The sequence below is a fragment of the Chthonomonas sp. genome (assembly GCF_035294505.1).
Classification (GTDB): domain Bacteria; phylum Armatimonadota; class Chthonomonadetes; order Chthonomonadales; family Chthonomonadaceae; genus Chthonomonas.
The window spans coordinates 1-24,400 of record NZ_DATGKU010000064.1 but is presented as its reverse complement, the minus strand read 5'-3'; the positions used below and the strand labels follow the sequence as shown (position 1 = coordinate 24,400).

Annotated in this window: 20 protein-coding genes; 9 read left to right on the top strand and 11 right to left on the bottom strand. The window is 55.4% G+C overall.

All coding sequences use genetic code 11. The features are described from left to right. The coding region (locus VKV18_RS03080; protein WP_324202764.1) for a cysteine peptidase family C39 domain-containing protein at window positions 1-1,334 on the bottom strand (1,334 nt) is incomplete at its 3' end. A 184-nt stretch (window positions 1,335-1,518) separates the two neighbouring features. Next, complete coding sequence (locus tag VKV18_RS03075) at window positions 1,519-1,698, bottom strand: hypothetical protein (RefSeq protein WP_324202763.1); 180 nt, start codon at window positions 1,696-1,698, stop codon at window positions 1,519-1,521. 345 nt (window positions 1,699-2,043) lie between these two features. On the opposite strand from VKV18_RS03075, the gene VKV18_RS03070 reads away from it, so the two are divergent. Further along, a complete protein-coding gene (locus tag VKV18_RS03070; RefSeq protein ID WP_324202762.1) occupies window positions 2,044-3,867 on the top strand; it encodes a long-chain fatty acid--CoA ligase in 1,824 nt (607 codons plus the stop codon). Window positions 3,868-3,919: 52 nt separating this feature from the next. On the opposite strand, the gene VKV18_RS03065 is transcribed toward VKV18_RS03070, so the two are convergent. The 3 genes from VKV18_RS03065 to lepA are packed head-to-tail and all read right to left on the bottom strand — an operon-like array spanning window position 3,920 to window position 7,300. Beyond that, window positions 3,920-4,780, bottom strand: coding sequence for a phytanoyl-CoA dioxygenase family protein (locus tag VKV18_RS03065; protein WP_324202761.1), 861 nt, complete (start codon window positions 4,778-4,780; stop codon window positions 3,920-3,922). 2 nt (window positions 4,781-4,782) lie between these two features. Further along, on the bottom strand, window positions 4,783-5,451 hold the full coding sequence (locus VKV18_RS03060; RefSeq protein WP_324202760.1) for a hypothetical protein: 669 nt from the start codon (window positions 5,449-5,451) through the stop codon (window positions 4,783-4,785). Between the two features lie 49 nt (window positions 5,452-5,500). Further along, window positions 5,501-7,300, bottom strand: coding sequence for a translation elongation factor 4 (gene lepA, locus VKV18_RS03055; protein WP_324202759.1), 1,800 nt, complete (start codon window positions 7,298-7,300; stop codon window positions 5,501-5,503). Between the two features lie 99 nt (window positions 7,301-7,399). On the opposite strand from lepA, the gene metF reads away from it, so the two are divergent. Both metF and VKV18_RS03045 read left to right on the top strand, forming a co-directional pair. Then, window positions 7,400-8,317: a methylenetetrahydrofolate reductase [NAD(P)H] gene (gene metF / locus VKV18_RS03050; protein WP_324202758.1), complete on the top strand. Its 918-nt coding sequence runs from the start codon at window positions 7,400-7,402 to the stop codon at window positions 8,315-8,317. 84 nt (window positions 8,318-8,401) lie between these two features. Continuing rightward, window positions 8,402-8,881: a hypothetical protein gene (locus VKV18_RS03045; RefSeq protein WP_324202757.1), complete on the top strand. Its 480-nt coding sequence runs from the start codon at window positions 8,402-8,404 to the stop codon at window positions 8,879-8,881. Here VKV18_RS03045 and VKV18_RS03040 read toward each other — a convergent pair. The 4 genes from VKV18_RS03040 to VKV18_RS03025 all read right to left on the bottom strand — a co-directional run bounded on the left by VKV18_RS03040 (window position 8,878) and on the right by VKV18_RS03025 (window position 13,683). Beyond that, the gene (locus VKV18_RS03040) at window positions 8,878-10,065 is read right to left on the bottom strand and encodes a glycosyltransferase family 4 protein (RefSeq protein WP_324202756.1); all 1,188 of its coding nucleotides are present in this window, start codon (window positions 10,063-10,065) and stop codon (window positions 8,878-8,880) included. The genes VKV18_RS03045 and VKV18_RS03040 overlap by 4 nt on opposite strands. Before the next feature lie 342 nt (window positions 10,066-10,407). Further along, on the bottom strand, window positions 10,408-10,926 hold the full coding sequence (locus VKV18_RS03035; RefSeq protein ID WP_324202755.1) for a hypothetical protein: 519 nt from the start codon (window positions 10,924-10,926) through the stop codon (window positions 10,408-10,410). Between the two features lie 98 nt (window positions 10,927-11,024). Beyond that, window positions 11,025-12,842, bottom strand: coding sequence for an alpha-L-fucosidase (locus tag VKV18_RS03030; protein WP_324202754.1), 1,818 nt, complete (start codon window positions 12,840-12,842; stop codon window positions 11,025-11,027). 67 nt (window positions 12,843-12,909) lie between these two features. Continuing rightward, the gene (locus VKV18_RS03025; RefSeq protein WP_324202753.1) at window positions 12,910-13,683 is read right to left on the bottom strand and encodes an alpha/beta hydrolase family protein; all 774 of its coding nucleotides are present in this window, start codon (window positions 13,681-13,683) and stop codon (window positions 12,910-12,912) included. Window positions 13,684-13,864: 181 nt separating this feature from the next. Here VKV18_RS03025 and VKV18_RS03020 point away from each other — a divergent pair, with 181 nt between their 5' ends. The 6 genes from VKV18_RS03020 (at window position 13,865) to VKV18_RS02995 (ending at window position 19,689) form a co-directional block, all read left to right on the top strand. Next, window positions 13,865-15,493 (top strand): DHA2 family efflux MFS transporter permease subunit, encoded by a 1,629-nt coding sequence (locus VKV18_RS03020; protein WP_324202752.1) that lies wholly within the window; start codon window positions 13,865-13,867, stop codon window positions 15,491-15,493. Between the two features lie 6 nt (window positions 15,494-15,499). Beyond that, complete coding sequence (locus VKV18_RS03015; RefSeq protein ID WP_324202751.1) at window positions 15,500-16,768, top strand: MFS transporter; 1,269 nt, start codon at window positions 15,500-15,502, stop codon at window positions 16,766-16,768. Between the two features lie 81 nt (window positions 16,769-16,849). Beyond that, on the top strand, window positions 16,850-17,626 hold the full coding sequence (locus VKV18_RS03010; protein WP_324202750.1) for an inositol monophosphatase family protein: 777 nt from the start codon (window positions 16,850-16,852) through the stop codon (window positions 17,624-17,626). A gap of 39 nt (window positions 17,627-17,665) precedes the next feature. After that, the gene (locus VKV18_RS03005) at window positions 17,666-17,908 is read left to right on the top strand and encodes a hypothetical protein (RefSeq protein ID WP_324202749.1); all 243 of its coding nucleotides are present in this window, start codon (window positions 17,666-17,668) and stop codon (window positions 17,906-17,908) included. Between the two features lie 14 nt (window positions 17,909-17,922). Beyond that, complete coding sequence (locus VKV18_RS03000) at window positions 17,923-18,828, top strand: phytanoyl-CoA dioxygenase family protein (protein ID WP_324202748.1); 906 nt, start codon at window positions 17,923-17,925, stop codon at window positions 18,826-18,828. A 60-nt stretch (window positions 18,829-18,888) separates the two neighbouring features. Next, the gene (locus tag VKV18_RS02995) at window positions 18,889-19,689 is read left to right on the top strand and encodes an SDR family oxidoreductase (RefSeq protein WP_324202747.1); all 801 of its coding nucleotides are present in this window, start codon (window positions 18,889-18,891) and stop codon (window positions 19,687-19,689) included. Window positions 19,690-19,700: 11 nt separating this feature from the next. Here VKV18_RS02995 and VKV18_RS02990 read toward each other — a convergent pair whose 3' ends face one another. Beyond that, entirely contained in the window at window positions 19,701-23,372 is a 3,672-nt protein-coding gene (locus VKV18_RS02990) for a glycosyltransferase (protein ID WP_324202746.1), read from the bottom strand. A 4-nt stretch (window positions 23,373-23,376) separates the two neighbouring features. After that, window positions 23,377-24,225, bottom strand: a complete 849-nt coding sequence (locus VKV18_RS02985) for a polysaccharide deacetylase family protein (RefSeq protein ID WP_324202745.1) — start codon at window positions 24,223-24,225, stop codon at window positions 23,377-23,379. Between the last annotated feature and the right edge of the window lie 175 nt (window positions 24,226-24,400).

Below are 24,400 nucleotides of genomic sequence, written 5' to 3'. Positions count from 1 at the left end.
ATGTCCCACTGCAAACCCGATGCCGGTGCATCCGAACCCGATAGCCCTATCTGTCCCTGTTGCCCCGCCACCAACTGCGGGTTAAGCTGGGTGGAGGGGTCGTACACCCCCAGGTTGTAGCCCTGCGTCCAACCGTATCCGAAATCGTCGTACTCGTACGTGGGGTCGTAGCCCCGCAAACTCTCATACTCTCGCGTCCACACCACCGAAGGCCCAATGGGGTTGTATACCCGCAAATCTACCTCCGGGCCGTACTCCTCCTCCCCGGTGGCCAAATCCACCGGGTCGTTCTGCGAAGGCCCCCCTAACGCCATCGCCTGTACCGGAGGACGCCCCCCGGCCCCTACCGGCCCCGCCTGCCCGCTCCCCGGATGCTGCGGGGTATTGCAGTCACAAGGCGGCTGGGGCGAGGCCGGAGAGTACCCACACCGTGTCGTCCCGTTGGGGTTGATGGGGCTGACCCCGCCGCTCCCCCCACCCCCAGGAGGAGGCGGGGAGGACTGCCAAACTCTCCCTAAATACCGAGAGGCCACCTCCACACGCCCCTCCAACAACGCTAACAACCCTACCTCCTGCGCGCTTCCAGGACGCACCACCGCCAAATAGGCCGATGGCTCCAACAAAGCCCACTGCTTCCAACTTACATGCACCTTGCCCCCAGGCCAGGGGCCGCAATCCGAGCACACATACTCTACCCCTCGCGTGTCCGCTCCTACCACTCCGATAAAATGGTCGTGCTCCACAAAGGCGATCAACGGCTTGGGCAACGCCATCAGCACCTTCTCCGTATGCACCGCCAACGGGTAGGCGTGCAGACCTACCCGACGCGCCCCCGCCACCAAGTCCGCCAAACTGCTTCCCCGACCCGTTACCTTACACACCTTGGCCACATACGCCTTGGAGGTGGGCAAGCCCCAACGCCCAAAACAGAGCGCCAACCCCGATGCCCCACACCACGGGTCCAAATACACCGGCTCCGGTATCCCCGCCTTAGCATGGGCGGCATGGTACCCATAACAGGCCCGACACTCCCGATACAACAACGCCGCATCCCGAAGGTCAAACCCATGCAAAGCCGGCTTGCCCGCCACCAAGCGATGAAACAGCGCGGCCGCCTCCGCATAGCGGCCCTCCTCATACAAGGCCAAACCGGTGTCGTAGAGGGCTAAGCCGTAGACCGACCAGGAGGGTTGGGCGAAATGCCGCACCCACGCCAACTCCTTAAGAGCGGCTTGGGGGTGCTGGTCTTGACCTAAAGCGGTCTGAGCCAGCCACAGGTGCAGCCAGGCCGCGGAGAGGGAGAGAGCTTGGGCTGATGGAGCCGTTTGCGCCACAGGAGGCGTTGGGTAGGGGAGACGGATTGGGTGGGTTGACCCAGAGCATCCAGCAGCGAGAGGGAGCGCGTGGCCGGAGCGAGCGGATGGGGAGGCCTGGGGGCCGGTTGGAGGTAGTTGATGGAGAAGTGGGGTTGCGAACGTTTGGGGTTGGGGAAGTTCATGGGGTTTTTATTGTTAGCAATTATGGGGGGGGGGTATGCTCACGAGTTTGTGCAAAGGCCACACAAGGAGTCGAGAGCACAAAGCTCCAAACGAAGCTGCCGAGAGTGGTGAGAGCACAGAGCCGTTGCCAGGGGGCAAAACGGGAAGGGGCCGAAAGCCCCAAACGCGCCACGAGCCGGTTGACTGCCAAAGCCTTCATGGTTGCGACCTCCTTAACGAGCAGAGAAGTAGCAGGAAAGGTTTGTAGGGTTGTGTAGTTATATTATAACAAAGTTGGGACGTGTTGTCAAGGGTTTGGCAAAAAATTTTTTGCCCAGAGGCAATGAGCGATGATACTGAAGCAGGGCACGTTGCAACAGGTGGCGCATTGGACTGCCCATGCAGGGATCGGAGCTGGAAGTGGGAGATGCTTCTTTCCGATGTTAAATTCGGGTATATCATTGACCAACATAACGAAACCTAAGGTCTTCGTTCCACGTCCCTACCATAGATTTCATCTGCAAAGCAAAGTAGGATATAAATCTACTAAAGGATGGACAGCGCTATGAAACCACGTACCCTCTACACCATGTTCCAACAGACGGTACAAACCTACCCCAACGCCAACGCCGTAGGGTTTCGCTCCTCACGTAACCAGGACTACACCTTCTGGACTTACCGGCAGTTCGATGAACAAGTCCGCGCCTTCCGCCGAGGCCTCGATGCTCTCGGGCTGCGCAAAGGCGATCGGCTCGCGCTCATGTCCCATGAAAATCGTGTGGAATGGGCCATCGCCGACCTGGCCGCGCAATCTCTCGGCATCGTTACGGTGCCCATCTACGGCACGCTTACCGCAAGCCAAGTGGCCTACTACCTGCGCGATTCGGGGGCGCGCATGGCCATCGTGGCCGACCAGAAACAGCGCCAGAAAATTCAAGCCCATCGCGCCGAGTTGCCCTCGCTGGAATACCTGGTCAGCATGACCGGCACCCAAGCCGAACTGGAAGCGGAGGGGGCCTTGGCCTTTGATGAGGTAAAGGCCATCGGCGCTAGGCATGGGAAGTCGGAGGCCGAACTCGATGCATTGAGCGCTCAGGTGCAATCCGATGATCTGGCGACTCTGATCTATACCTCCGGCACCACCGGAGAGCCGAAAGGTGCCATGCTCACCCATGCCAACCTCCTCCACACCCCCGATGCCGTGGTGGAAGAGCCGATCGCCCAGCTCGGCCCCGGCGATGTCTTCCTCTCTTTCCTACCGCTCAGCCACATTACCGAACGGGTCGGTGGCTACTACCTTCCGCTCCGCGTCGGCGCCTGTATCGTCTACTCCCTAGGGCTCATGACCTTTGTAGATGAGCTTCAAAGGTTGGTACGCCCTACCGCCCTTCTCTGCGTGCCCCGTCTTTGGGAAGCCATCTACGAAAAGGTGGAAGATACCCTAAAGCAAGCCCCACCGAAACAGCGGCGCATTGCCGAATGGGCGCTCTCGGTGGCCCGAAAGGTCGCACGCAAACGCTTCGGCCCTGAAGGCCCTCAGCACCTCGACCCTTTACTGGCCACCCAATATGCTCTTGCGGAGCGTTTGGTGCTGCGTAAAATTCGAGAGCGCGTTACCGGCGGCCGACTCCGCTACTGCGTCTCCGGAGGTGCTCCCCTTGCTCCCCATCTGGCGGAGATATTTCTGGGGTTGGGTGTGCCCATTATGGAGGGCTACGGGCTTTCTGAAGCCGGTGTCATCGCTATCAACCGCCCCGGCAAACAGCGCATCGGAACGGTGGGCACACTGCTGCCTCACGTCGAACTCAAACTCTCTCAAGATGGCGAAATCCTGGTGCGCAGTCCGGGTTGTATGAAGGGCTACTACAACAAGCCGCAAGCCACCCAAGAGGCCATTGATGAGGAGGGATGGTTCCATACCGGCGACATCGGAGAGCTTTCTGCAGACGGCTATCTCAAAATTACCGACCGTAAAAAGGACATCCTCGTACTCAGCAACGGCAAAAAGGTGGCTCCCCAGAGCGTAGAAGCCTTGCTAAAGCAAAGCCGTTTTATCGCAGAGGCAGTGCTCTTTGGCGATCAGCAGCCGCTTGTTTCTGCGCTTATCGTGCCGGACTTCGAAAGGCTGGAAGCATGGGCACAAGAACAGGGCATCCCTACCGATAACCGCGAAAACCTGCTCAAGAACCCGGAAGTCCAAAAACTCTACCGCAACGAAATAGACGCCCACACCACCGACTTGGCCGACTTCGAGAAAGTGCGCAGCTTTCAACTCGTGCCCAACGCTTTTTCCATCGAAGGAGGAGAGCTAACGCCCACGCTCAAAGTCAAGCGCCGGTTCGTGGCGGAAAAATACGCTGCCCTCCTCACGGCAATGGAAAAACGCTAGCGGCACACCTTGCACCTATCTTCCAGAAGCGCTCCTGCAACCGCGTGGACTTTTACTGCACGCGCCATGGGTTCTCGCCGGTTCCTTCACGATAAAGCACGGGAAAATAGGGGCCGGCAAAATAGTCGCCATCCTTCCCGCTCAGCAGGCGCACATTCATGTGTCCATCGCCGGGTGTACCGGCCCGATAGCGCGTGCCCTCCGGCATAAGGTGAACCACCAGCGAACGGCGTGGCCGAGAGCTGCGGTTTGGCCCGCTGCCGTGAATAGTTAGACAGTGATGAAAACTGAGCGCTCCGGCCGGCAAAATGCACGAGGCCGTACGAAAGCTTCGCCCGCTCACGGCCTCAATGCGTGCTCGTAGCGCGTCGAGGTCTTTGGTAAAGAAGTCGCCCTCCGGCAATAAGCCCCACTTATGGCTTCCCGGCACCACCTGCATACACCCGTTCTCCTCGGTCACATCATCAAGGGCTACCCAAGCCGTCAACAGCTCCGGCGGGTCGGTGCACTGCCAATAGTGATAGTCTTGATGCCATCCCACGTTGCCCTTCTCCCCGCTGTCCGGCGGCTTTAACAAAAGCTGGTCATGCCAAAGCCTTATGGCACCGGCTCCCGTCAATCGGCAGGCCATCGCGCCTATCAACGGATGCAGCGCCAGCTTGGCCATAGTGGCGTCGGCCCAATGGCTGTTGTCTATCTTCACGATGCGGTCAATGGGCTGCCCCGGTGGCGGATCGTGAGACCAAGGGGCGCGAGTCGTTTCATAACACCCCGCCACCACACGCGCATGGTGCTCGCGCAAGGCCTCAAGTTCCGCATCCGAGAGAATACGCGGAGCTAACCAGTAGCCGTTCTCACGATAGAAAGCCACATCCTCGGCGGACGGCAAAAGCGCTTGCCATTCTCGATCCATTCTTAGCCTCCTTGGCCTGGTTCTGCCGATTTATTCGGGAGCGACGAGAGGTTCTCCTTCTCACCATGTTGCCTGGGAAATGGCTCATACTGCGGCACGCTCCCGTCGTTCGGCAGAACATGAAGGAGTGTTTTCAGCTCTTCTATGCGCCTGCCGACAGGCTGCAACAAGAACCTAGGCGAATCGTAGGGTGAGGACCCAGCCCGTAAAAGCAAGGAACGAGGCTCTAAACATAAAATAGCCCGCCGTATCGAGGGGATAAACCCTATCCCACGCACGTCCTCAAGCTCGCGCAACAGAGGCAGAGCACGTCCATCCCCTATCTTAGCCAGCGCTTCCGTAAAAACCTCTCCTCGCTCCCGCCAGCCCGGCTGCTGCATCTCCACTGTCACTTTAAGCGCATGAACAAGGTAGGGCACCGCACTGCTGTCGCCTGCATCGGCCAAACGCGTTGCGGCATCCATAGCCGCGCCGCTATCCTCCGAAAGCAAGAGCGGCGCCAGCTCGCGCACAAGGGAACTGCAGGGCTGTCGCCAACATCGGCGCCGCTGGAACCAGGCGAAAAGGTCTCGCCCCACGAAGTCCACGCCTAAAAAGCCCAACATCACTGCGCTGCAGGAGAGAAAGAGGCCGCAGGCAAGCTGTAGCAAAAACTCCTCCAGCCTCAGCATGGAAGACTCCCTGCACTTTTGCCAACCGATGCGGTACCGCCAAACATGCCTAATCTCCGATCTTCAGCACACTCAAAAACGCTTCCTGTGGCAACTCGATGCTGCCAACCTGCTTCATGCGCTTCTTGCCCTCTTTCTGCTTCTCCAAAAGTTTGCGCTTTCGTGTGATGTCGCCCCCATAACACTTCGCCGTCACGTTTTTCCGCAGAGGTTTCACCGATTCTGCCGCGATGATCTTGCCCCCGATCGCTGCCTGAATGCGCACCTCAAACTGCTGGCGTGGCACCACCTCCTTCAATTTCTCTACGATCTGACGTGCCCGCTCGTAAGCCTTATCTCTATGCGTTATGAACGACAAGGCATCTACCGGATCGCCGTTCATCAATATGTCAATCTTCACCAGTTTCGACTCGCGATAACCGGATAGCTCATAGTCAAAGCTCGCATACCCGCGAGTGCGCGATTTAAGCTGGTCGAAGAAATCCATCAAAATCTCGCTAAGAGGAATATCGTATTTCAATAACACCCTATCCGGCGCCGTGTACTCCATATGCACAAACTCGCCTCGCCGCTCTCGGCACAACTCCATAATCGGGCCCACATACTCCTTCGGAGTCAAAATGGTGGCCGCCACATAAGGCTCCTCGATATGATCGATCGTCGTCGGTGGAGGCATATGGGCGGGATTGTCTACATCTACCACCGTCCCATCCGTTCGATAGACCTTATAAACCACCGAAGGGGAGGTTGCAATGAGGCTGAGGTTAAATTCACGCTCCAACCGCTCCTGCACCACATCCATGTGCAAAAGGCCTAAAAATCCACACCGAAACCCAAAACCGAGCGCTGCCGAAGTCTCAGGCTCAAAAGAGAGCGCCGCATCGTTCAATTGCAGCTTGGCCAAAGCCTCTCGCAAGTCAGGATAGTCCGCCCCATCCACGGGATAAAGCCCACAGAAAACCATCGGTTTCGCCGTGCGATACCCCGGCAAAGGCTCTTTGGCGGGGCGCTCGGCATCGGTTATGGTGTCTCCCACCCGCGCATCTCCTATGGTCTTAATGCCCGCAGCTAAATAGCCGACCTCGCCCGTCGCCAACATCTCCCCCGGCTGCCGCTCCGGTGTAAACGTACCTACCTCTAAAACCTCAAACTCCTTGCCGGTAGACATAAAGCGTATCCGCTGCCCCGGCCTTATCTGCCCGTCTACAACGCGTACATAACAGATTACACCGAGATAGGTATCGAACTTGCTATCGAAAATAAGGGCACGCAGAGGCGCTTCGGGATCGCCGGAAGGAGGCGGTATGCGATGGACTATCGCCTCCAAAATCTCCTCTATCCCCACTCCGGTCTTGGCGCTGGCCAAAATCGCTTCGGAAGCGTCTATGGCTAAAACGTTCTCGATCTCCTCCTTCACACGCTCGGGGTCGGCGGCAGGTAGGTCAATCTTGTTGATAACAGGCACGATCTCTAGATTATTCTGGTAAGCAAGGTTTACGTTCGCCAACGTCTGGGCTTCGACGCCCTGCGCGGCATCCACCACAAGCAAAGCACCTTCACAGGCCGCCAACGAACGCGAAACCTCATACGTAAAATCCACGTGTCCGGGCGTATCAATGAGATTGAACTGATAGACCTGCCCATCCTTTGCCTTGTAATGCAGGCGCACCGCCGTCATCTTGATGGTGATGCCTCGCTCCCGCTCCAAATCCATCGTGTCGAGCAACTGCTCCTGCATCTCGCGAGGGCTAACCGCACCGGTCGCCTCGAGAATGCGATCCGCTAAAGTGGATTTGCCGTGATCAACATGCGCAATGATACAAAAGTTACGAATATGACTTTGATCCATAGAGTCCTGTTTGCTACCGAGGATTCGACTGTCTACGGCCTTATTATAGCACGTCGCCACTCGAATGCTGAGGTATCATAAACGGCGAGGAGACCCGACATGCACATCTGCGACATCTTTGCCGCACACCGTACAACCTTTAGCTTTGAGTTCTTTCCACCGCGCACCCCCAAGGGTTGGGAGCAGCTTTTCAAAACCATTGAGGAGCTGATGCCCCTACGCCCCTCCTTCGTCTCCGTGACCTATGGAGCTGGCGGCTCGACGCGCGAGAAAACCCACGAACTGGTGGTGCGCATTAAAGAGCAGATCGGCTGCGAACCCATACCCCATCTTACCTGCGTCTGCCACACCCAAGAGGAGATACAGGCCATTCTCGAGCGATATGCCGCCCACGGCATCTCCAATATTATGGCGCTCTCCGGCGATATTCCCCGTGACAAGCCCAACTACGACCGCTCTAAAGATGCCTTTCGCTACGCCGCTGAACTTGTTCGTTTCATCCGACAATTCAACGAAAGTGGCCTCCATCCCGATCCAAGAGGATTCGGCATTGGCGTGGCCGGCTATCCCGAAGGACATCCGGATACCCCGAATCGTCTTAAAGAGATGGACCACCTGAAGGCAAAGGTGGATGCCGGTGCGAACTACATCGTCACCCAGCTCTTTTTTGACAACCGCGATTTTTACGACTTCCGTGAACGTTGCGAGCTGGCGGGCATCCATGTCCCTATCATCGCCGGCATCATGCCCATCACCTCCATCGCCAATATGGAGCGCATCGCAGAACTGGCCCGTGGCTCCCGCATCCCTGCCGGGCTGCTCCGCGCCGTCCGCCGCTGTGGCGAAGATGAAGAGTATGTACGCCGTGTAGGCATTCAATGGGCTACCGAGCAGTGTCGTGACCTGTTAGACAACCACGTGCGAGGCATTCACTTCTATACGCTTAATCAGTCCACCGCCACACGCGAGATATATGCCAACCTGGGCGCCCGCGACTCCAGCGCGCTCGAAAGCTGAGAGATCAGCAGGGTCGAAATCCGTATATACTTCGGTGTCTTTTCGACATAAGCCGTTACATATACCACAAATGAGGAGAGCAGCATGCCCATTGAACTCATCCTGCATAAAGCAACCGTGCCCGAAGGACAACCCTACCATGAGCTGAAAGCCTATCTCAGCGGTCTACCGAACGCCGTGCCTGAAGGGGACGATTTCGTTTTCTGCGATGAGGAACAAGGCCTCTACGTTGTCGTGCAATTAGGAAACCTCGTGCAAGAGAGCTTTCATCCCGGCCCCGATGCCGCCGATCAGTGTAACGCCATCACAATCCGTATTCCAGCCGATCCCCCTGCACATCTCGTAGAACCGCTCGCCGAGTTTGCCTTCAATATCGCGCGACGTACCGGCTGGAGCGTCTATGAACGGGCTACCAATCAACATTTCGCCGATGAACAATCACTTGCACGCCGCCTCTCCGGCACAACCGTCCCACTGCCGGTTTCCGCATCTGGCTGTATGAGCCTGCTGCTTCTCCTCATAGCCATTATTCTGTTCGATCACGGCTTCTTCGCCGTCCACTAGGAAGAGGCCTGCTTCCCCGATAAGGTATAGGGTCTGCGTGTTACCGGCGCGTAAATGCGTAGGGCCTCTTCATAAATCGTGCGTGTCCGCTCGGCAATTCGACGCCAGGAGTAGCGCTCCGCATACTCCTTCGCACCCCTCTCTAAAGTGGCCCTCCTGGCCTCATCATTCAACAGCTGAAGGAGGTGCCGTCGGAAGTCCTCCACATCGCCCGCATGAAATAGCTCTAAACAGGCAATACGCCCCGCGATCTCTCGAAAACAGGCCAGATCGGACGCCAAAACGGCCTTTCCATAAGCTAACGGAATGGTGACGGAGTAAGAACCGGTCGCCTCTGTATGCGGAGTCAATACCACCGTGCTGGCCGCCATCGCTTCGGCTACTTCCTCATCCCGAAGATAGCCCGTTATGACCACCCTATTAGCTACTCCAGACGACTCTATGACATTCCGCAATTGGGCGAAATAGGGCTCCATCGCAGCATTTCGCGGCCCGCCGGCAATGACAAGCTTAACGTCCTCCGGTAAAGAGGGGAGCAGCTCCAAAGTCAACTCATAGCCCTTATTGGGCGCAATGTAGCCAAAAATGGTAATTAAACGATAGCCCTCCAACCCGAAGCGACGCCGGAAGGCCTCCCCTCCCGTAGCCGCAGCAACAACCTCCGGCACACCTGCCGGCACCACGTGCACGAACTTCGGATCGGCTCCTCGTTCAACGAGTTGTTGCTTTGCCTCCTCCGTGTGCACGATGGTAATCGCGGTTACAAAAGGGGCTATTTGCACACTATCTACCCATGCGCGGTTGCGCAGTAGAAGCCACTTCGCCAGTTTTTTCAACGGGCGCCGCTCGGTTCGGTAACGCAGCATCTCCTCTGCGGTGTAAGTGGTATGTGCGGTGAGCACAATGGGCTTCTTAATAAGATATCGAAACTCCCAATAGGCGGAATGCCCCGGCAAAATGCCACCCCAAAAACTGTGCTCGTGCTGCACATGCACCACATCAATATCGCTCGCGTTGAGCCGCTCTGCTATCGCCAGATAGTGCTCTTTTGGCTGCCTCCCTTCCTCAATCGGCACCACTTCGACCTCTGTATCGGGAAGGGATCGCAGCGCACCGATCAAAGAGCTTGTATAGGCCGCGATGCCACATCGCTCGCCAACCGTGGTGTACATGCCAACTTTCATGTGCGGGCTTCCCTATCTACGATTCCTTTGGGAAGTATGGCATACACAGAACGATTTCGTTCCAACCTCTGCTCAACCGCGCAAATAGAGGGCCAAACAAGCAAAGACGAGCGCCATAAAACACAAAAGCATGGCCCCCCATACAAGCACATGTCTCTCGTTCAAAGGCCTAGATAGGCGTTGAGCCGTTCGCAAACGCTCGTTCTCAGCTCTCAATCGCTCATTCTCTTGCAGCAAGGCCTCTAAAGTTTCTTTTTCATCCACCTGCGAATTTGGTACGCTGTAGGGACGCCAGATTTGGAGGTTCAAACGCCGTGGTGGGATCATCGGCTTGGGCATACACTAAAACCCTCGTAGATACTTCAGGCGCGATACAAAAGCGGCAGCGGCCTCCTGTGTCTCACCCGTCGGTGCATAAAGCAGGGTTGCCGCAGGAAAGCTATGGTAAATGCAAACTCGCAAAATGAAAGGTTTGTCTGGAGCCGGCTCCATCCACAGCTCTTCAATGTTCACAATGCTTTCTAGCGGAGTGGCATGCATCCGAAAGCCGCTTGCAAAGGCGAGAAACTCAAAGAGAGTTTCCCCCTCAATGGCCAATCCCTGGAGACGTGGACGATGTACGGCCTCCCATCCATAAGCCCCATCGCTAAAATAGCTTGGGTCTACCTCATGGGAAAGATAGGAGCCACGCAGATTCGGATGCGACTGCGCAAACTCCTCTAGCAACCCTTCAATACGTCGAAATATCCCTGGGCTTAATTGAAGTTCGTATAGTCCATTCTTAAACCGATGCACAAACAACGCTGCACTGCTATTAGGCTGCTCTGAATCTGCCATCCGTGCGATTCTTTCTGCCGACATATATCTTCCGTCTCCTCAGCACGCCTCATACAAGATGTTGCGGCCTCCATGCCCTCTTGAAGCGTACCTCCTGATTATCGGCTATGACCTGCAGAGGCTTAAGACTGAGGGATCAGCTCTATCGCACGCAGATTCATCACCGCGCCATGGGGCATCGTTACGGGTATCACCTCCACCGTAACGGTGCCAGCCTCAAGATGCAGGCTTCCCTCTAGTTCCATCGAACGAAAATCGTCCCATCCGTTTGTCGCCGTAACCACTCCACTTAACCGACTTTCCGGGGCACCCTTCGACGCGGCTATCACTTGAAATGTGCTCCCCTCACTTGCCGGCTCACAGGCATAGATCAGCCGTACCTTGTAGTCTCCACCTTGCGGTACCGCAAAACGCCAACTCACCCTATCGTGTACGTCCGTCCAGTATCCGATGTTCGGTTGGCCTCCCTTGCTCTCCAGCTGGGCGTGCTCGCCATGGATGTCGGCATCTACCGCCGGCAGCCAAAAATGGCCATCCGCACCGGGCTTTTCCACAATGGGAACGTTCTCTACCTCCGGTGCTCCGGCCAACTTGAGGGCAACAACGGTCGCCGCCGGATCAAGCCTGTCCGGTTTGCCGATCACAACACCATCCGCATCTGTCGTTACCGAAAGGCGCTGTCCGTTCAACAGACACCGTGCCTCTATCACCTTGGTCTTCAGCCCGGGCAGGTGTAATTCGCCACCCTCCGGCCAATGAAAAACTTGTAGATAGAGCATATGGCCTTTTTGTGTGCAGCTTCCATCAAACGGCAACCTGCGATAAGGCCCTGCCTCCGTGCCGTAAATAGAATCTCCATTCACACGAAGCCAGTCACCGATGGCCAGAAGACGATCCACCTCCGGCTGAGGGATGAGGCCCTCGGCAGTAGGTCCAACATTTAACAGGAAATTTCCGCCCCTCCCCACGATCAAACAAAGATCGCGAATAAGCTGCGTTGCCGATTTGAAATCGGTATCGTTTTTGGAGTAGCCCCAAGTGTTATTGATCGTCATACACGTTTCCCAAAGTCTCCCATGAGGGAGGGGAGCCGAGGGGATGGTCTGTTCTGGAGTGGAGTAATCCTCCGGTAAATTCAGACGATCGTTGATGACGATGTTGGGCTGTAACGAGCGTATAAGCTGGACGATCTCGAGGGAATGCTCCTCCTGTGCCGTATGTTCCCATCCCCCATCAAACCACAAGACGCTAATGGGGCCGTATTGCGTTAACAGCTCGCGAAGCTGTCCTTTTACATAGTCCACATAGCGATCTAAGCTTGCTCCTTCGGTTGGGCGTGTATCCCATGGGCGACGGGGGAGATAGTCGGGATGATGCCAATCCATAAAAGAGTAGTAAAACCCAAAATGTAATCCTTGTTCACGACATGCGCGAGCCAAATCTTCCATCGGATCGTGATGATAGGGGGTATCATCCACAATGTTGTAATGTGTTAAGCGCGTGCGAAACATGCAGAAACCATCGTGATGCTTGCTTGTAATTACAATGTACTTCATGCCGGCTCGCTTTGCGATGGAAACCCACTGCGCCGCATTGAATTTCACCGGATCGAACTGCTGAGCAAACCTCTCGTACTCCGCAACCTGCAGATGACGCGGTTTACCGGTGGCCGGATCGATCGTGGTGTGATTGTAGAAATACCATTCCGCTGCCCCCTGTGATGAATCGGCAGGGACGGCATAGATTCCCCAGTGAATGAACATCCCAAACTTGGCGTTCCGCCACCAGGCCGTTCGTCTGGCAAACTGCGCTTCCGTCTCATGGGTCTCTGGGTTCACCATCAGCTCCGGTGCCGATTGCGCTAGAAGTCGTGCGCCGATAGTTATGAGAGCGCCCGTTGAAATGCCCCAAATAAGTAGCTTTGTTCTCTTGTTCAGCATGACCTCTTAACTCCTCTACGATGCCGTGTTTTGCACTAACTTCGACTCCCCGACCCGATTTTCCTACTTAACGCGTCTCCCCAACCGATTTGGCTCCCACTCGCCTCGCAACCCACGGCAAGGCGGTACGAAAGGCCCGGTCCCAATAGGGCCAGGTATGATAGCCTGCTTGCTCCTCATACTCATGCCCATAACCGATGAAATGGAGATGGTTATGAAAACGTCGTGTGCTTGCCAGCAACTCATCCTGCAAGCCACAGTCGAGCCAAAGAACCGGGCGCTCGTAGGGATAACGACAGAGAGCCTCTTCGACCAAAGCATAGACGTTGTGTTGCCGACGAAAGCCTCTGTCGGCCTTCGGATCGCCGAAAACGGGGTGAGGCTGCGCGCTCTGCGTAACGTCGAAAGCGCCGCTATGGCTCACGGCGGTGCCAAAGAGTTTGAAGTGCCTTAATGCCAGCTTAACAGCGCCGTATCCACCCATCGAAAGCCCCTCAATGGCCCAAGCTCTACCGGGTAAGGCAATAGGAAGTGTAGCCTGCAAATGCGGTAACAGACAGGAGATCAAGTCGGACTCATAAGCTCCCGAACCGTCATAGGCATCTGTATACCACCCATCGTCCCCTTGCGGACAAACGACACAGAGAGCGTAATCGGCCAAATAGCGCAGAGCACGGGTTTGCTCAAACCAATCCCTGTGGCTCCCTCCCCTCCCGTGCAGCAAAATGAGCAAGGGGAGCGGCTCATTCCCGTCCAGAACGGGCAAGTAGACCATGTAGGGCTGTGTGCGTCTTAACGCTTGAGAATAGTAAGTACGCTCCTCTACCTTTCCACCACTCATACGCTCACCTCCATCTCCATCCAAAACTACGTTTCCTGGTTCGCCTCTTTTCGCTCAGATCATGAGCATAACCTTATCGGTGCTCTCCTTCATGGGTAGATAAAGCAGCAATTCGGATAACTCCTTCGTATATCCTTAGGGAAATTCTCAAATATGCCGAAAATGGGAAAGTCTATCATCTATGGCTGCTTCCAACCTCGCTGCTAGAAACGGACGCCGTGTTATTTTGACCGATACCGGCGAAGAGCTGTCACCGTATCGCTGGATTATTCTTGTAGGGCTGATCACCACAGCTATTCTCGAAGTTCTGGATACCACCATCGTCAACGTCTCCCTACCACAAATGGCCGGAAACGTGGGCGCTACGACGGAAGAGATTAGCTGGGTCGCTACCGGCTATATCCTTTCCAATGTGATCGTTCTTCCGCTCACGGCCTGGCTCGCCTCGCGCTTCGGTCGAAAGCGCTATCTGGTCAGCTCCATCATCCTTTTCATCTCCGCATCCTTCATGTGCGGCACCTCACGTACCCTCGGCGAGATCGTTTTTTGGCGCATCATTCAGGGCGCTGGAGGAGCAGCCTTCATCTCGACCGTTCAGGCCACCATTCGCGAGATATTCCCTCGAGAACAACAGGGCACCGTTCAGGCCATCTATGTGATGGGTGTCATTATCGCCCCTACTCTCGGCCCCACCATCGGAGGTTGGATTACCGACAACTACACCTGGCCGTGGATATTCTTTGTTAACGTTCCCATCGGGATTGTAGCCGCCCTCATCATCGGCCTCTTCCTTACGGAAGCCAAACATAAGATGCAGATCGAAAAGGTGGACTGGCTTGGCATCAGTCTGCTTGCCGTTGGGCTAGGCTCTCTGCAATACGTCTTGGAAGAGGGCAACCGCAACAACTGGTTCGATGATCCCGTCATCACCCGACTGACCATCCTTTCGGTTGTTGCTCTCATCGCCATGGTCATTTGGGAGCTTTCACCCCGCAACACATCGCCGGTCGTCAATTTTCGCGTCACCCGAAACCGAGACCTTAGCGCCGCGCTCGTCCTTTTCCTCATCCTCGGCTTTGGGCTTTATGGAGGTGTCTTCCTCTATCCGCTTTTTGCCCAAAACGTGCTTGGCTTCACCGCCACCCTTACAGGCTTGGTGTTAATGCCGGGTGGCATCGCCACCGGCATTGCCGCTATGTTCTGTGGAAGAATGCTAAACGGGAAAGTGATGCGTGCCGACCCTCGCCTCTTCATCTGGACCGGTCTCACCCTGTTTATCTACTCGATGTGGTCACTAGCTCACCTTACACCCCAAAGTGGCGAGCCGGCCGTACGCCTCGCCCTCATTATTCGAGGCCTTGGGTTAGGTTTGCTGTTTACCCCTATCAACCTCGTGGCCTTTAATAGTCTTAAAGGGGTGGAGATCGCCCAGGGCGCCTCCCTCCTTAACCTCTGCCGTCAGCTGGGAGGCTCCTTTGGCATAGCTATTCTCAGCACCTATCTCGATAACATGGAACGCTTCCATGCTGCCATGCTAACCACCCACCTCTATCCTGAAAACCCCTATTTCCAAAGCCGCCTCACCATGTTGCAAAACTATCTCATGACACGAGGGTATGACCCCACGCATGCCCACAAAATGGCTTTGGCGCTGATCTCCTACACCGTACAGAACCAGGCGGCCACCATGGCCTTCAACAACGCCTTCCTCTTGATTGGGCTTTCCACTCTGTGCGTCTCTCCGCTCGTGCTGATTATGCGGGTGCGCCGTAAACCCTCCACCAACACGGCGGCGGAGGCCATGCACTAAAGGGCAATGCGCAGCCCGCTGCAAGCCTTTTGTCCCTCCTCCACCCACGCTCAACGCCTCATCGTCGTACGCGGAGTGAGAGCCATTGGCCAGGGGGCCATGATCGTCTCCTTCACCCTTTACCTGCGTGAACTTGGCTGGGGTGCTGTCGCCATCGGGTTACTGTTAAGCGCTATTGGCCTTATTAATGCCGCGCTCAGCCTCTTCTTCGGTGCCCTCGGCGATAGAATGGGGCCAAGAAGGTTGCTTCTTATCCATCAGACGCTTGTCGGTCTTACCCTATTGCCGGTGTTGTTCAACTCCGGGCGTCTTCTCATCACCGTTGCAGCCTTTGTGGGGAATCTTGGACGTGGACAAAATGGAGCTGCCGGGCCGTTTTCGGCGGTTGAGACCGCTTGGCTTGCCGGTTTCTTACACCCCGAAGAGCGCGGAAACGCTTTCAGCCTAAACTCTGCGGTCGGCTTCTTTGGCATGGCCCTTGGTTCCCTCCTAGCCGCTCTCCAACCCCTATGGCAACCTTTGTTCCCTGGAGCCAGCGCCTTTCGTCCTCTCTTTCTACTTCCTATCCTTGCTGCCATCTTCGCCGTGAGTGTGCTCTATACCGTACCAGACATCGCCCCAAAACACTCTGTTCATCCTCCAAAACCTGTAAGGTCCTCCATCCGAACGCGCATCCAAGCGGGGCTACGTGACTTCCGTATGTTGATTCTGCTCTCGCTTACCAACGCCTTTAATGGCTTTGCCATCGGCATGACAAGCCCTCTTATCTCCTACTGGTTTGCCATTCGTTACCATGTTGGGCCGGAACGCATCGGCTCGGCTTTTCTATTTACCTTCCTTTTAACCGGCATCTCCGCCTTGCTCACAGGGCACCTCACCCAACGGGTCGGGCTTATCCGTTCCGTTGTTATTCCGCGCTGCGTGGGTCTGCTACTGCTTGTGCTTCTGCCGTTGGCACCCACCTATCCACTCGCGGCGCTTCTCTACATTCTCCGCTCCGCATTCAACCGCGGTACCGTTGGCGCCCGCCAGGCCGTTGCTATCGGGCTGATTCCAGAGCGATGGCGAGCGCTGGGCATCAGCATCAACAATATCTCCTCCAGCTTCCCCTCCGCCGTAGGCCCCTCCATCAGCGGATGGATGCTCCAAGCCAACGACCTTGCTCTGCCTTTCTACTGTGCCGCTTGCCTTCAAGGCCTCTACCTTGTGCTCTACTTCCTCCTGTTCCGGCATGTAGATAACAATTCAAGCCCTCCGAATCCAGAACATACCTAGCACCTTCGCAATTGAGGCCTGCCCGTGCACAAAACAGGTATGATGATTCCGCATCCTTAAAACGAGAGGAATCTTGCCCCCGTGGTAGAGATAGATAACGATTTTTTATGCGCCCTTGCCCGTGAAGCCGGCAAACGCGCTCTGGATATGGCAGAAAACCTCCATGCCGAACTTAAGCCCGATCAAACCTTGGTCACGCGAGTAGACCGCGAGGTTGAACGGTTTCTTTATGAGCAGCTTCAAAGCCGATACCCTCATTTTGCCTTTCTCGGTGAAGAGACGGGCTGGCATGGCTCCCACGATGGGCCTCTTTGGGCCGTAGACCCCATTGACGGCACCACCAACATGGTCTACAACATCCCTATTTGGGGGGTTTCCATTGCCTTGTTGCTCGACGGGGAGCCTGCCGCCGGGGTGTTTTATATCCCGCGCCTCGATGAACTTTTCCATGCGCAAAAGGGACAAGGCAGCTATTGCAACGGCATGCGCCTCCACGCTCCCGATCGCACGACACTGCAGTTGGAGGACACCATCGGGTTCACGAGTGCAGCCGCTAAAAACCTTCACACAAAAGCGCTTCGTAGTCGGATACGCTGTCTTGGCTCCATCGCCGCCGATATCGCCTATGTGGGGCGCGGAAGCCTCGCATGCCTTGTTGGATGGAGCGAAGGCGCCTACGATATGGCGGCAGCCCTCCTCGTGGCCCAAGAGGCGGGGTGCGTAGCCCGCTATTTTTCCGGCCAACCGCTCGAGCTTAAGCCCCTTCTTACCCAAGGAAAAACACGAGAACCCTTCATCGTCGCTCCCCCGAATACCTATGAACTGGTTCGGGCAGAGCTAGCATCGGGTAACTTATAAGACATAAACAGGGTATAAAATATCGAAAGGAAAATTGCCATGGACGATGAAATTAAAAAGTTCGTAGCCGATGAGGTTGAAACCGAAGCCGAAGCGCACTTCGGCGACAAGGCCAAGGAGCTAGCCGACCAAGCGCTGGGCTACTTCGGCCTAAAACCTAAGACAGACAATCCCGATGCCGATGCAACTGACCAGGCTTCTCCTCAGCAACCAGCAACCTCTCAACAAGACTCAGAGGATGATTCTTCCGATGACACAGCGGAGGATAATGACAACCAATAGCTCGGAGGAAGGATATGATTACCACCTCTCCCCCTACTCTCACCTGCTTACACAAACCGATAGATACCTCGCACGACAAATTTGGCTGGCTTCGCGATTCTTCCGATATCGCCAACGACACTGAAGCGCTGCGTCAACGCATGGCAGAAGAGGGCTACCTCTATCTTCCCGGCTACCTTGACCGCGAGCAGGTAATAGAAGCTCGCCGCGAACTGACGAAGCGCCTCGCCGAAAAAGGACTCCTCCAGCCCGATACCGACCCAATGGAAGCTATCGCGAAAGAGGGGATCAATGTGGGCTTCATGCCAGAACTAGCTCACGATAACCCGTCCCTCTGGAAGGTTCTCTATTCCGGCCGCATGATGCAGTTCTATGAGCATCTGCTAGGCGATGAGGTTCGTCACTACGACTATACTTGGGTACGAGCCGTAAGCCCCGGCAACTCTACACCGCCGCATTGCGATGTCGTCTACATGGGACGAGGTACCCACAACCTCTTCACCTCCTGGACTCCGATGGACGATATTGACCTTATGGAAGGCGGCCTCATGATCCTGGAAAACTCCCATAAACACCCTCGCCTTCGAGCGGTCTACTGCCAAAAAGATGTGGATACCTGGTGTGAAAACCGTGCAGACAAGAGGCCGGGTACCGGTGCCTTCGGAGCGCTCTCCAAAAACCCATCACGCCTTCGAGACCACTTAGGGGGACGTTGGCTTACCTCACCGCTCTTCCGCATGGGCGATCTCCTCGCCTTCAGCGTCTACACCGTGCATGCAAGCCTCGATAACCGCTCAAATCGCATTCGTCTATCTACCGATTCGCGTTATCAACTCGCCTCAGAACCGGTAGATGAACGCTGGGTAGGAGAACATCCTATCGGACATGGTGGGGCCGCGCTTCGGCCTGTTATCTGCTAGGCGACCTGCCTACTCCCATCGCTTTTCTAAAACGCGACATCTCGTTGGAGGAAATCGAGAATGGACCTCGGTTTGCTAAATAAAGTAGCTATTGTTACTGGGAGCAGCAAAGGTATTGGAAAAGCGATCGCTCTCGCTTTCGCGAAGGAAGGATGTCGGGTCGTGCTCAACGCGCGAAACGCCCAAGAGCTTGAGCAGACAGCAGAAGAGCTTCGCAGCACTAAGTCTCAAGTGCTTGCGATACCTGCGGATCTCACAAAGGCCGAAGATGCCAAACGTCTTGTGGACGAAACCGTAGCTCACTTCCAAACGGTACACATCCTCGTCAATAACGTGGGAGGCATCGGCAGTTTCTCACCCTTCGAGTCTCTCTCGGATGACGATTGGCAGGCCGTTTGGGAACTTAACGTGATGTCGGCTGTGCGCGTTACACGCGCTGTGCTGCCTTACATGCAACGCCAACACTGGGGGCGCATTATCAATATCGCTTCCGAGTCCGGCATTCAGCCCGATCCGCTTATGCCCCACTACAACGCCTCGAAAGCGGCTCTTATCAACCTCACGAAAAGTCTCTCTAAAGCCTACGGCAGCTATGGCATCCTTGTTAACACCGTATCCCCGGCTTTTATCCGTACCCCGCTCGTTGTAGACATGTTGCACAAGCTGGCACAGCAACAAGGGATTACCGAAGAAGAGGCGGAGAAGCGGTTTTTAAAGGAGAATCGCCCCAACATTGTGCTTGGACGAGCGGGCACCGTGGACGAGACGGCAGCCATCGTCCTCTTTCTGGCCTCCGAGGCAGCCTCCTTCATTACCGGCTCCAATTACCGGGTGGACGGTGGCTCCGTGGCAAGTATCTAGACGAGTCTCCCTTAACCCTTGCCGATCTTTGGCGGCTCGGCAAGCTCCTGCGAAACAGCATCTGCGGCCTTGGGCACAGCAAGAGGTTTTTTAAGACCCAACTGAGCGGAACCGCTTCGCTCTAGCTTATTCCAGCCTACCGCAGAACCGCGCGCGGCCACCCAAAGCGACTTCAAAACCACATAGTACATCAACTGGCGGTAAACAAACCGCTGAAGGGGCAGGTACCAAAGCAAGCGCCGATTGCCCTGATCCATGCACAGTGCTACCCAGGCCGCTAGCATTTCGATGCCCGTCATAAGCGCAAACAGGGTTCCAAAGGCAACGAGGTTGTGCTCCAGCAACGCATAAAGAATTCCGATATCCATAAATGGGGACACCGCTGGAAAGAGAATTTGATAAACCCACAAGCTCGGCAATGCCACCCATCCGAAAGCTCCCTCATCAAACAGTGCCCCCCGATGTTTCCACAAACATTGCAGTGTGCCGAAAGCCCAACGGAAGCGCTGCCGTGCCAAAGCCTTCAAATGCTCTGGTGCTTCGGTATAAGCCCATGCAGAGCTGTCGTTCCGAATACGCCAGCCGGCACGCCGCAACTTCCAAGTAAGGTCCGTATCTTCTGCCAAAGTGTCCGATGTGTAACCGCCAACCTCCACTAAGGCAGAGCGCCTTATGGCTCCGGCAGCCCCAGGCACCACGGTAATGCAGTTGAGAAGATCATAAGCGCGTCTATCGAAATTCTGGCTCGTGATGTACTCTAAGGATTGCCACTTCGTGATGAGATTGCGCACATTGCCAACCCGCACGTTGCCAGAAACCGCCCCGATCGCTGGGTCGGCAAAATGGCGAACCAATCTCCGAATGGTGTCGGGTGCAAACAACGTGTCTGCATCAAGGGAGACGATGATCTCCCCACGCGCTTCTCGAATTCCTCGATTTAGTGCAGATGCTTTGCCACCATTTGGCTTCTGGATCAGCCTTACGTTTGGCACGTCGGCAAAACGCTCTCTCACGATGTCTGCCGTCCTGTCTTGGCTGCCATCATCCACAACAAGGACCTCTAAACTAGGATAGTCGCTAGCTAATAAAGCCTCCACCGTCTTGCATATCACCTTCTCCTCGTTGTAGGCAGCGATCACCACAGAGACCGAGGGCTGATAGCCGGCAGAAAAAACACGCTTTTTCTCCTTGAAATACTGCGGAATGGCCAAGAGCATGAGCATCAATACGCGGCTTACCCCAAGGACGATGGAGAGCAGAAAGAGGGTGGTAAGGACACGCTGAAAGATATAGGAGAACAAAAAGAAATAGTGATCAGAGCCGGCCAGCACCACATCCTTCCCGGTTACCGGCGGCATAAGTCGTGAGCGGGGAATAGAAACGAGTTCGGGCAGACTAACAAATCGGTAACCACGTGCTCGCAGTCGGGTGATGATCTGCGGCAGTGCCGCCACCGTACGACTTCTATCTCCCCCGGCATCGTGAAGCAGTACCACACTACCCGAACCGATCTGGCTCAAAACATCGTTGACAATGGATGCAACCGAGCGCGGCCGTGAGGGATCGGGTGTTCCCGTCCCCGGCTTTAACTCATACAAACGCCAGTCTTGAGGGTCATCCATCTCCCCAACCGTAATATAGTTGAGCTTTCCCGCCAGCACCAAAGGGCGAATTTCACTGCCTGTAGTGGGTTCCACATCCCCTCCGTAAGGCGGCCGAAACAGCGCGGTCGATTGCCCCGTAATTGCCTGTATGACGCGCTGTGTCGCGTTTAACTCCACAATTTGTTGCGCTACAGGCAGCTCGTCAAGTTCAGGATGATCCCATGTATGGTTGCCTATTAAATGGCCTTCGTCCCACTCTCGCTTTATAAGATAAGGAAATGCCTCCGCATTCCGGCCACAGACAAAAAAGACCGCAGGCACATGATAGCGCTTTAGAATATCCAAAATTTTTGGTGTCCATTCGGGATCGGGACCGTCGTCGAAGGTAAGGAGCACCTCTTTATGCCGCAAATTGTCGGCCCCGCCGTAGCGGCGGATGAGATACGAGGTAGGAAAAAGAAAATGCCCCTGCGCATCCTTCCGATAGGCCTCTGCTACCGCTAGCCCTGTGCGTGTATCCAGCGTGACGGTTCTCTCGCCTACATGTGGCTCGGCTTTTGGCTGCAGCAAGGCACCCTCCCCATCAAAATCTACTAACCCTGCCCCTGCAAAGACGATTCGGTCTAGAGCACCCGCTGCCAGAATTCGTTCCCAATCGCCATACCATAAAGCCTTGTGATAGAAACTCCAAATGGTTGGGTCTTCGTCACCTAAAACCCACAACGCACCACCACGCACATGGTATTTTCGCCCGATAACCAGCTGGTTATAGGCGCTCACCGCGTCGAGCATCCAGACCACATGCTTCTGCGCAAAGCGATTGCCCTCCGCATCCACAGCATCTTCCCAGTAGGAAAATACCGGGTTTAAGCTCTTAGGATCGAGATGCACCACAGCATCGGGCTGGCTCTCACGTGCGGTTTCAACGGCCTCCTGATAACTTAACGACACGGCGTCGGTCTGCCCCGGCTCGTCTACCCAATTGTAAGCATAGTTTCCTATGCCCATCACAACCTTTTGCGGTGGAACTTTCTGTAGCAACAGCTTTAGATCATGCCGCGTCCAATCTATCCCGGCAATCGGCCCCGGCGGGGTGCCACCCGCATGTTCATCGTAGAACATCGGCACAATCCAATCGCACCATCGCGCAAGGGCCGGAATGTCATAGGCCTGATTCTCTAGCTCCACCTCCTGCGTAACCAACAGACCATAGGGATGTAGTGCCTGATAAAGCTCTCGCATGAACTCTACAAGGGCCGCTCGATCGTCAACGTCTATCTGTTCAAAGTCAATATTCACCCCTTGCATGTGGTGATCGAGCAGCCACAGGCGTAGTTGCGATATAAAGTTCGCTCGTGCATCGGGATCGGTTACCAAAGCATCCACCGCATTCGTGTCCCACTGCCCATCCCCTATCTCCTGGCCTGGTCGGCTCGTGTAGTTGTTGATAAGAGGAAGAATCGCCACATGGTGCGCGCGCGCCAGCTGAATTAAGGCACCATCCGACTTTGGACGCGCATCTACAAAAGGAACCTGCGTCGGATCGGCATAATCGGTGCCGGAGGGCTTCAAATGCAGCCATTCCGGAATAAGGTGCGTTAAATTGTCTATGTGCTGCTCGGCGGATACAATCGAAGTATGCTCCCAGTCCACATAAAAACCGGCGACCACAGGCCCACGTTGGGCCAATATCCTAGGTGCTTGCGCCGCTAATAGACGTAAATAGGCCTGCGCCCGTTCACGACGCCTTAAGCGCAGAGCACGTCGTTCCTTCTGTATCGCCTGCAGTGCCTGCTTGTCCCGTTGCAATTTTACGTCGAGTTCATGCCGTTTAAAGGCGGCATGCTCTGTGGCAATAGGGTCTAAATTCCCAACATCGCGCACGGGCGCTAACGTGGGCAACGCTGTATAAGGCACCAGAGGTCTGGCGAAGAGACTTACAATGAGCACAACAAAGCTTGCGCTAAAGGCGCCAATTATCAGAAAGAGAATGCGGCGCACCACCCGCCAACGCCGCTGCCCCGCATCATAGAAGACGGGCTGCGGCTTTGGCTCATCCCAATTAAAAGGTTCCGGCACCTGTCTATTTGGTTCTGGCGTTGAATCTTCGGAAGGAGGCAAGTTGGACTCTCTCAGCATGGGGAACGTTATCCAAATGTTCAATCATCTCACGAAGCGTAACAAACGTATAACCTTCACGTCGCATACGCTCCACAAAGTCAGGCAACATATCGTAAGTCTGTTCGATACCATCATGCAGTAAAATGATAGCCCCGGGGCTTACATGGTGGAGCAGCCTGTCTTCGATGACGTTGGCAGGGGGACTTTCGTAATCGGCCGGGTCGTCTGTCCACAGCACGGTGATCATGTGATGTGCTGCCGCTTCACGAATCACAGCCGGATCGAACTGCCCCCCAGAAGGTCTAAAGAAGAGCGGTGTGTAGCCACAGGCCCGATAGATCGCATCGTTACACATCTCGATCTCCGCCGCGGTTAGCTCCGGCGGACCCAACTTCAGATCGAAGTGGTGATAGGTATGATCGCCGATCTCGTTCCCATCCTCAAGCATTCTCTGCAGCACCCATGGCGCCTGGTCAACCTTCCAGCCCACCACAAAAAAGGTTGCACGCACATGGAGCGCCTTGAGCAACGCTAAGAGACGCAGAGTGAACAGCGGATGGGGGCCATCATCAAAAGTTAACGCGATCTCTTTTCTCTGTGGATTCCCGCGCACAATGGCAATGAGATGGTTGCCATCCCACAGCGCATGGGGTTTAGAAGGCAAGAGCCATGGGTCTACCCCATGGGAGATCATGCCATTCGTGGAAACATGGCGCATCTCCTCCCCATACCCTGCGCCACATACCATCAGAAAGAAAATGGCTGTGAATAACCACCAACTATAATGTCGCCGACTTGGTATCTTCTGCATTCTCGTCCTCTCTCTATTACGACGCACCTAAGTCCTCCGATCCGTTTTGACATTCCGCCTCTCTAAAGGCTATACTAAAGCTAACAAGGCAGTCCCATGGAAAACCTTGTGCCTGTAATTATACGTTAAATAGATACGATTCTATATTCAGGAGATAGGACAGTTGCATATCTCT

What these genes read in the sequence shown, in the direction of transcription:
- VKV18_RS03000 (WP_324202748.1), top strand. Translation starts at nt 17,923, where the DNA reads ATGATTACCACCTCTCCCCCTACTCTCACCTGCTTACACAAACCGATA.
- VKV18_RS03045 (WP_324202757.1), top strand. Translation starts at nt 8,402, where the DNA reads ATGCCCATTGAACTCATCCTGCATAAAGCAACCGTGCCCGAAGGACAA.
- VKV18_RS02995 (WP_324202747.1), top strand. Translation starts at nt 18,889, where the DNA reads ATGGACCTCGGTTTGCTAAATAAAGTAGCTATTGTTACTGGGAGCAGC.
- VKV18_RS03060 (WP_324202760.1), bottom strand. Translation starts at nt 5,451, where the DNA reads ATGCTGAGGCTGGAGGAGTTTTTGCTACAGCTTGCCTGCGGCCTCTTT.
- VKV18_RS03070 (WP_324202762.1), top strand. Translation starts at nt 2,044, where the DNA reads ATGAAACCACGTACCCTCTACACCATGTTCCAACAGACGGTACAAACC.
- VKV18_RS03065 (WP_324202761.1), bottom strand. Translation starts at nt 4,780, where the DNA reads ATGGATCGAGAATGGCAAGCGCTTTTGCCGTCCGCCGAGGATGTGGCT.
- VKV18_RS03025 (WP_324202753.1), bottom strand. Translation starts at nt 13,683, where the DNA reads ATGAGTGGTGGAAAGGTAGAGGAGCGTACTTACTATTCTCAAGCGTTA.
- VKV18_RS03015 (WP_324202751.1), top strand. Translation starts at nt 15,500, where the DNA reads ATGCGCAGCCCGCTGCAAGCCTTTTGTCCCTCCTCCACCCACGCTCAA.
- VKV18_RS03040 (WP_324202756.1), bottom strand. Translation starts at nt 10,065, where the DNA reads ATGAAAGTTGGCATGTACACCACGGTTGGCGAGCGATGTGGCATCGCG.
- VKV18_RS02985 (WP_324202745.1), bottom strand. Translation starts at nt 24,225, where the DNA reads ATGCAGAAGATACCAAGTCGGCGACATTATAGTTGGTGGTTATTCACA.
- VKV18_RS03030 (WP_324202754.1), bottom strand. Translation starts at nt 12,842, where the DNA reads ATGCTGAACAAGAGAACAAAGCTACTTATTTGGGGCATTTCAACGGGC.
- lepA (WP_324202759.1), bottom strand. Translation starts at nt 7,300, where the DNA reads ATGGATCAAAGTCATATTCGTAACTTTTGTATCATTGCGCATGTTGAT.
- VKV18_RS03020 (WP_324202752.1), top strand. Translation starts at nt 13,865, where the DNA reads ATGGCTGCTTCCAACCTCGCTGCTAGAAACGGACGCCGTGTTATTTTG.
- VKV18_RS03005 (WP_324202749.1), top strand. Translation starts at nt 17,666, where the DNA reads ATGGACGATGAAATTAAAAAGTTCGTAGCCGATGAGGTTGAAACCGAA.
- VKV18_RS03035 (WP_324202755.1), bottom strand. Translation starts at nt 10,926, where the DNA reads ATGTCGGCAGAAAGAATCGCACGGATGGCAGATTCAGAGCAGCCTAAT.
- VKV18_RS03075 (WP_324202763.1), bottom strand. Translation starts at nt 1,698, where the DNA reads ATGAAGGCTTTGGCAGTCAACCGGCTCGTGGCGCGTTTGGGGCTTTCG.
- metF (WP_324202758.1), top strand. Translation starts at nt 7,400, where the DNA reads ATGCACATCTGCGACATCTTTGCCGCACACCGTACAACCTTTAGCTTT.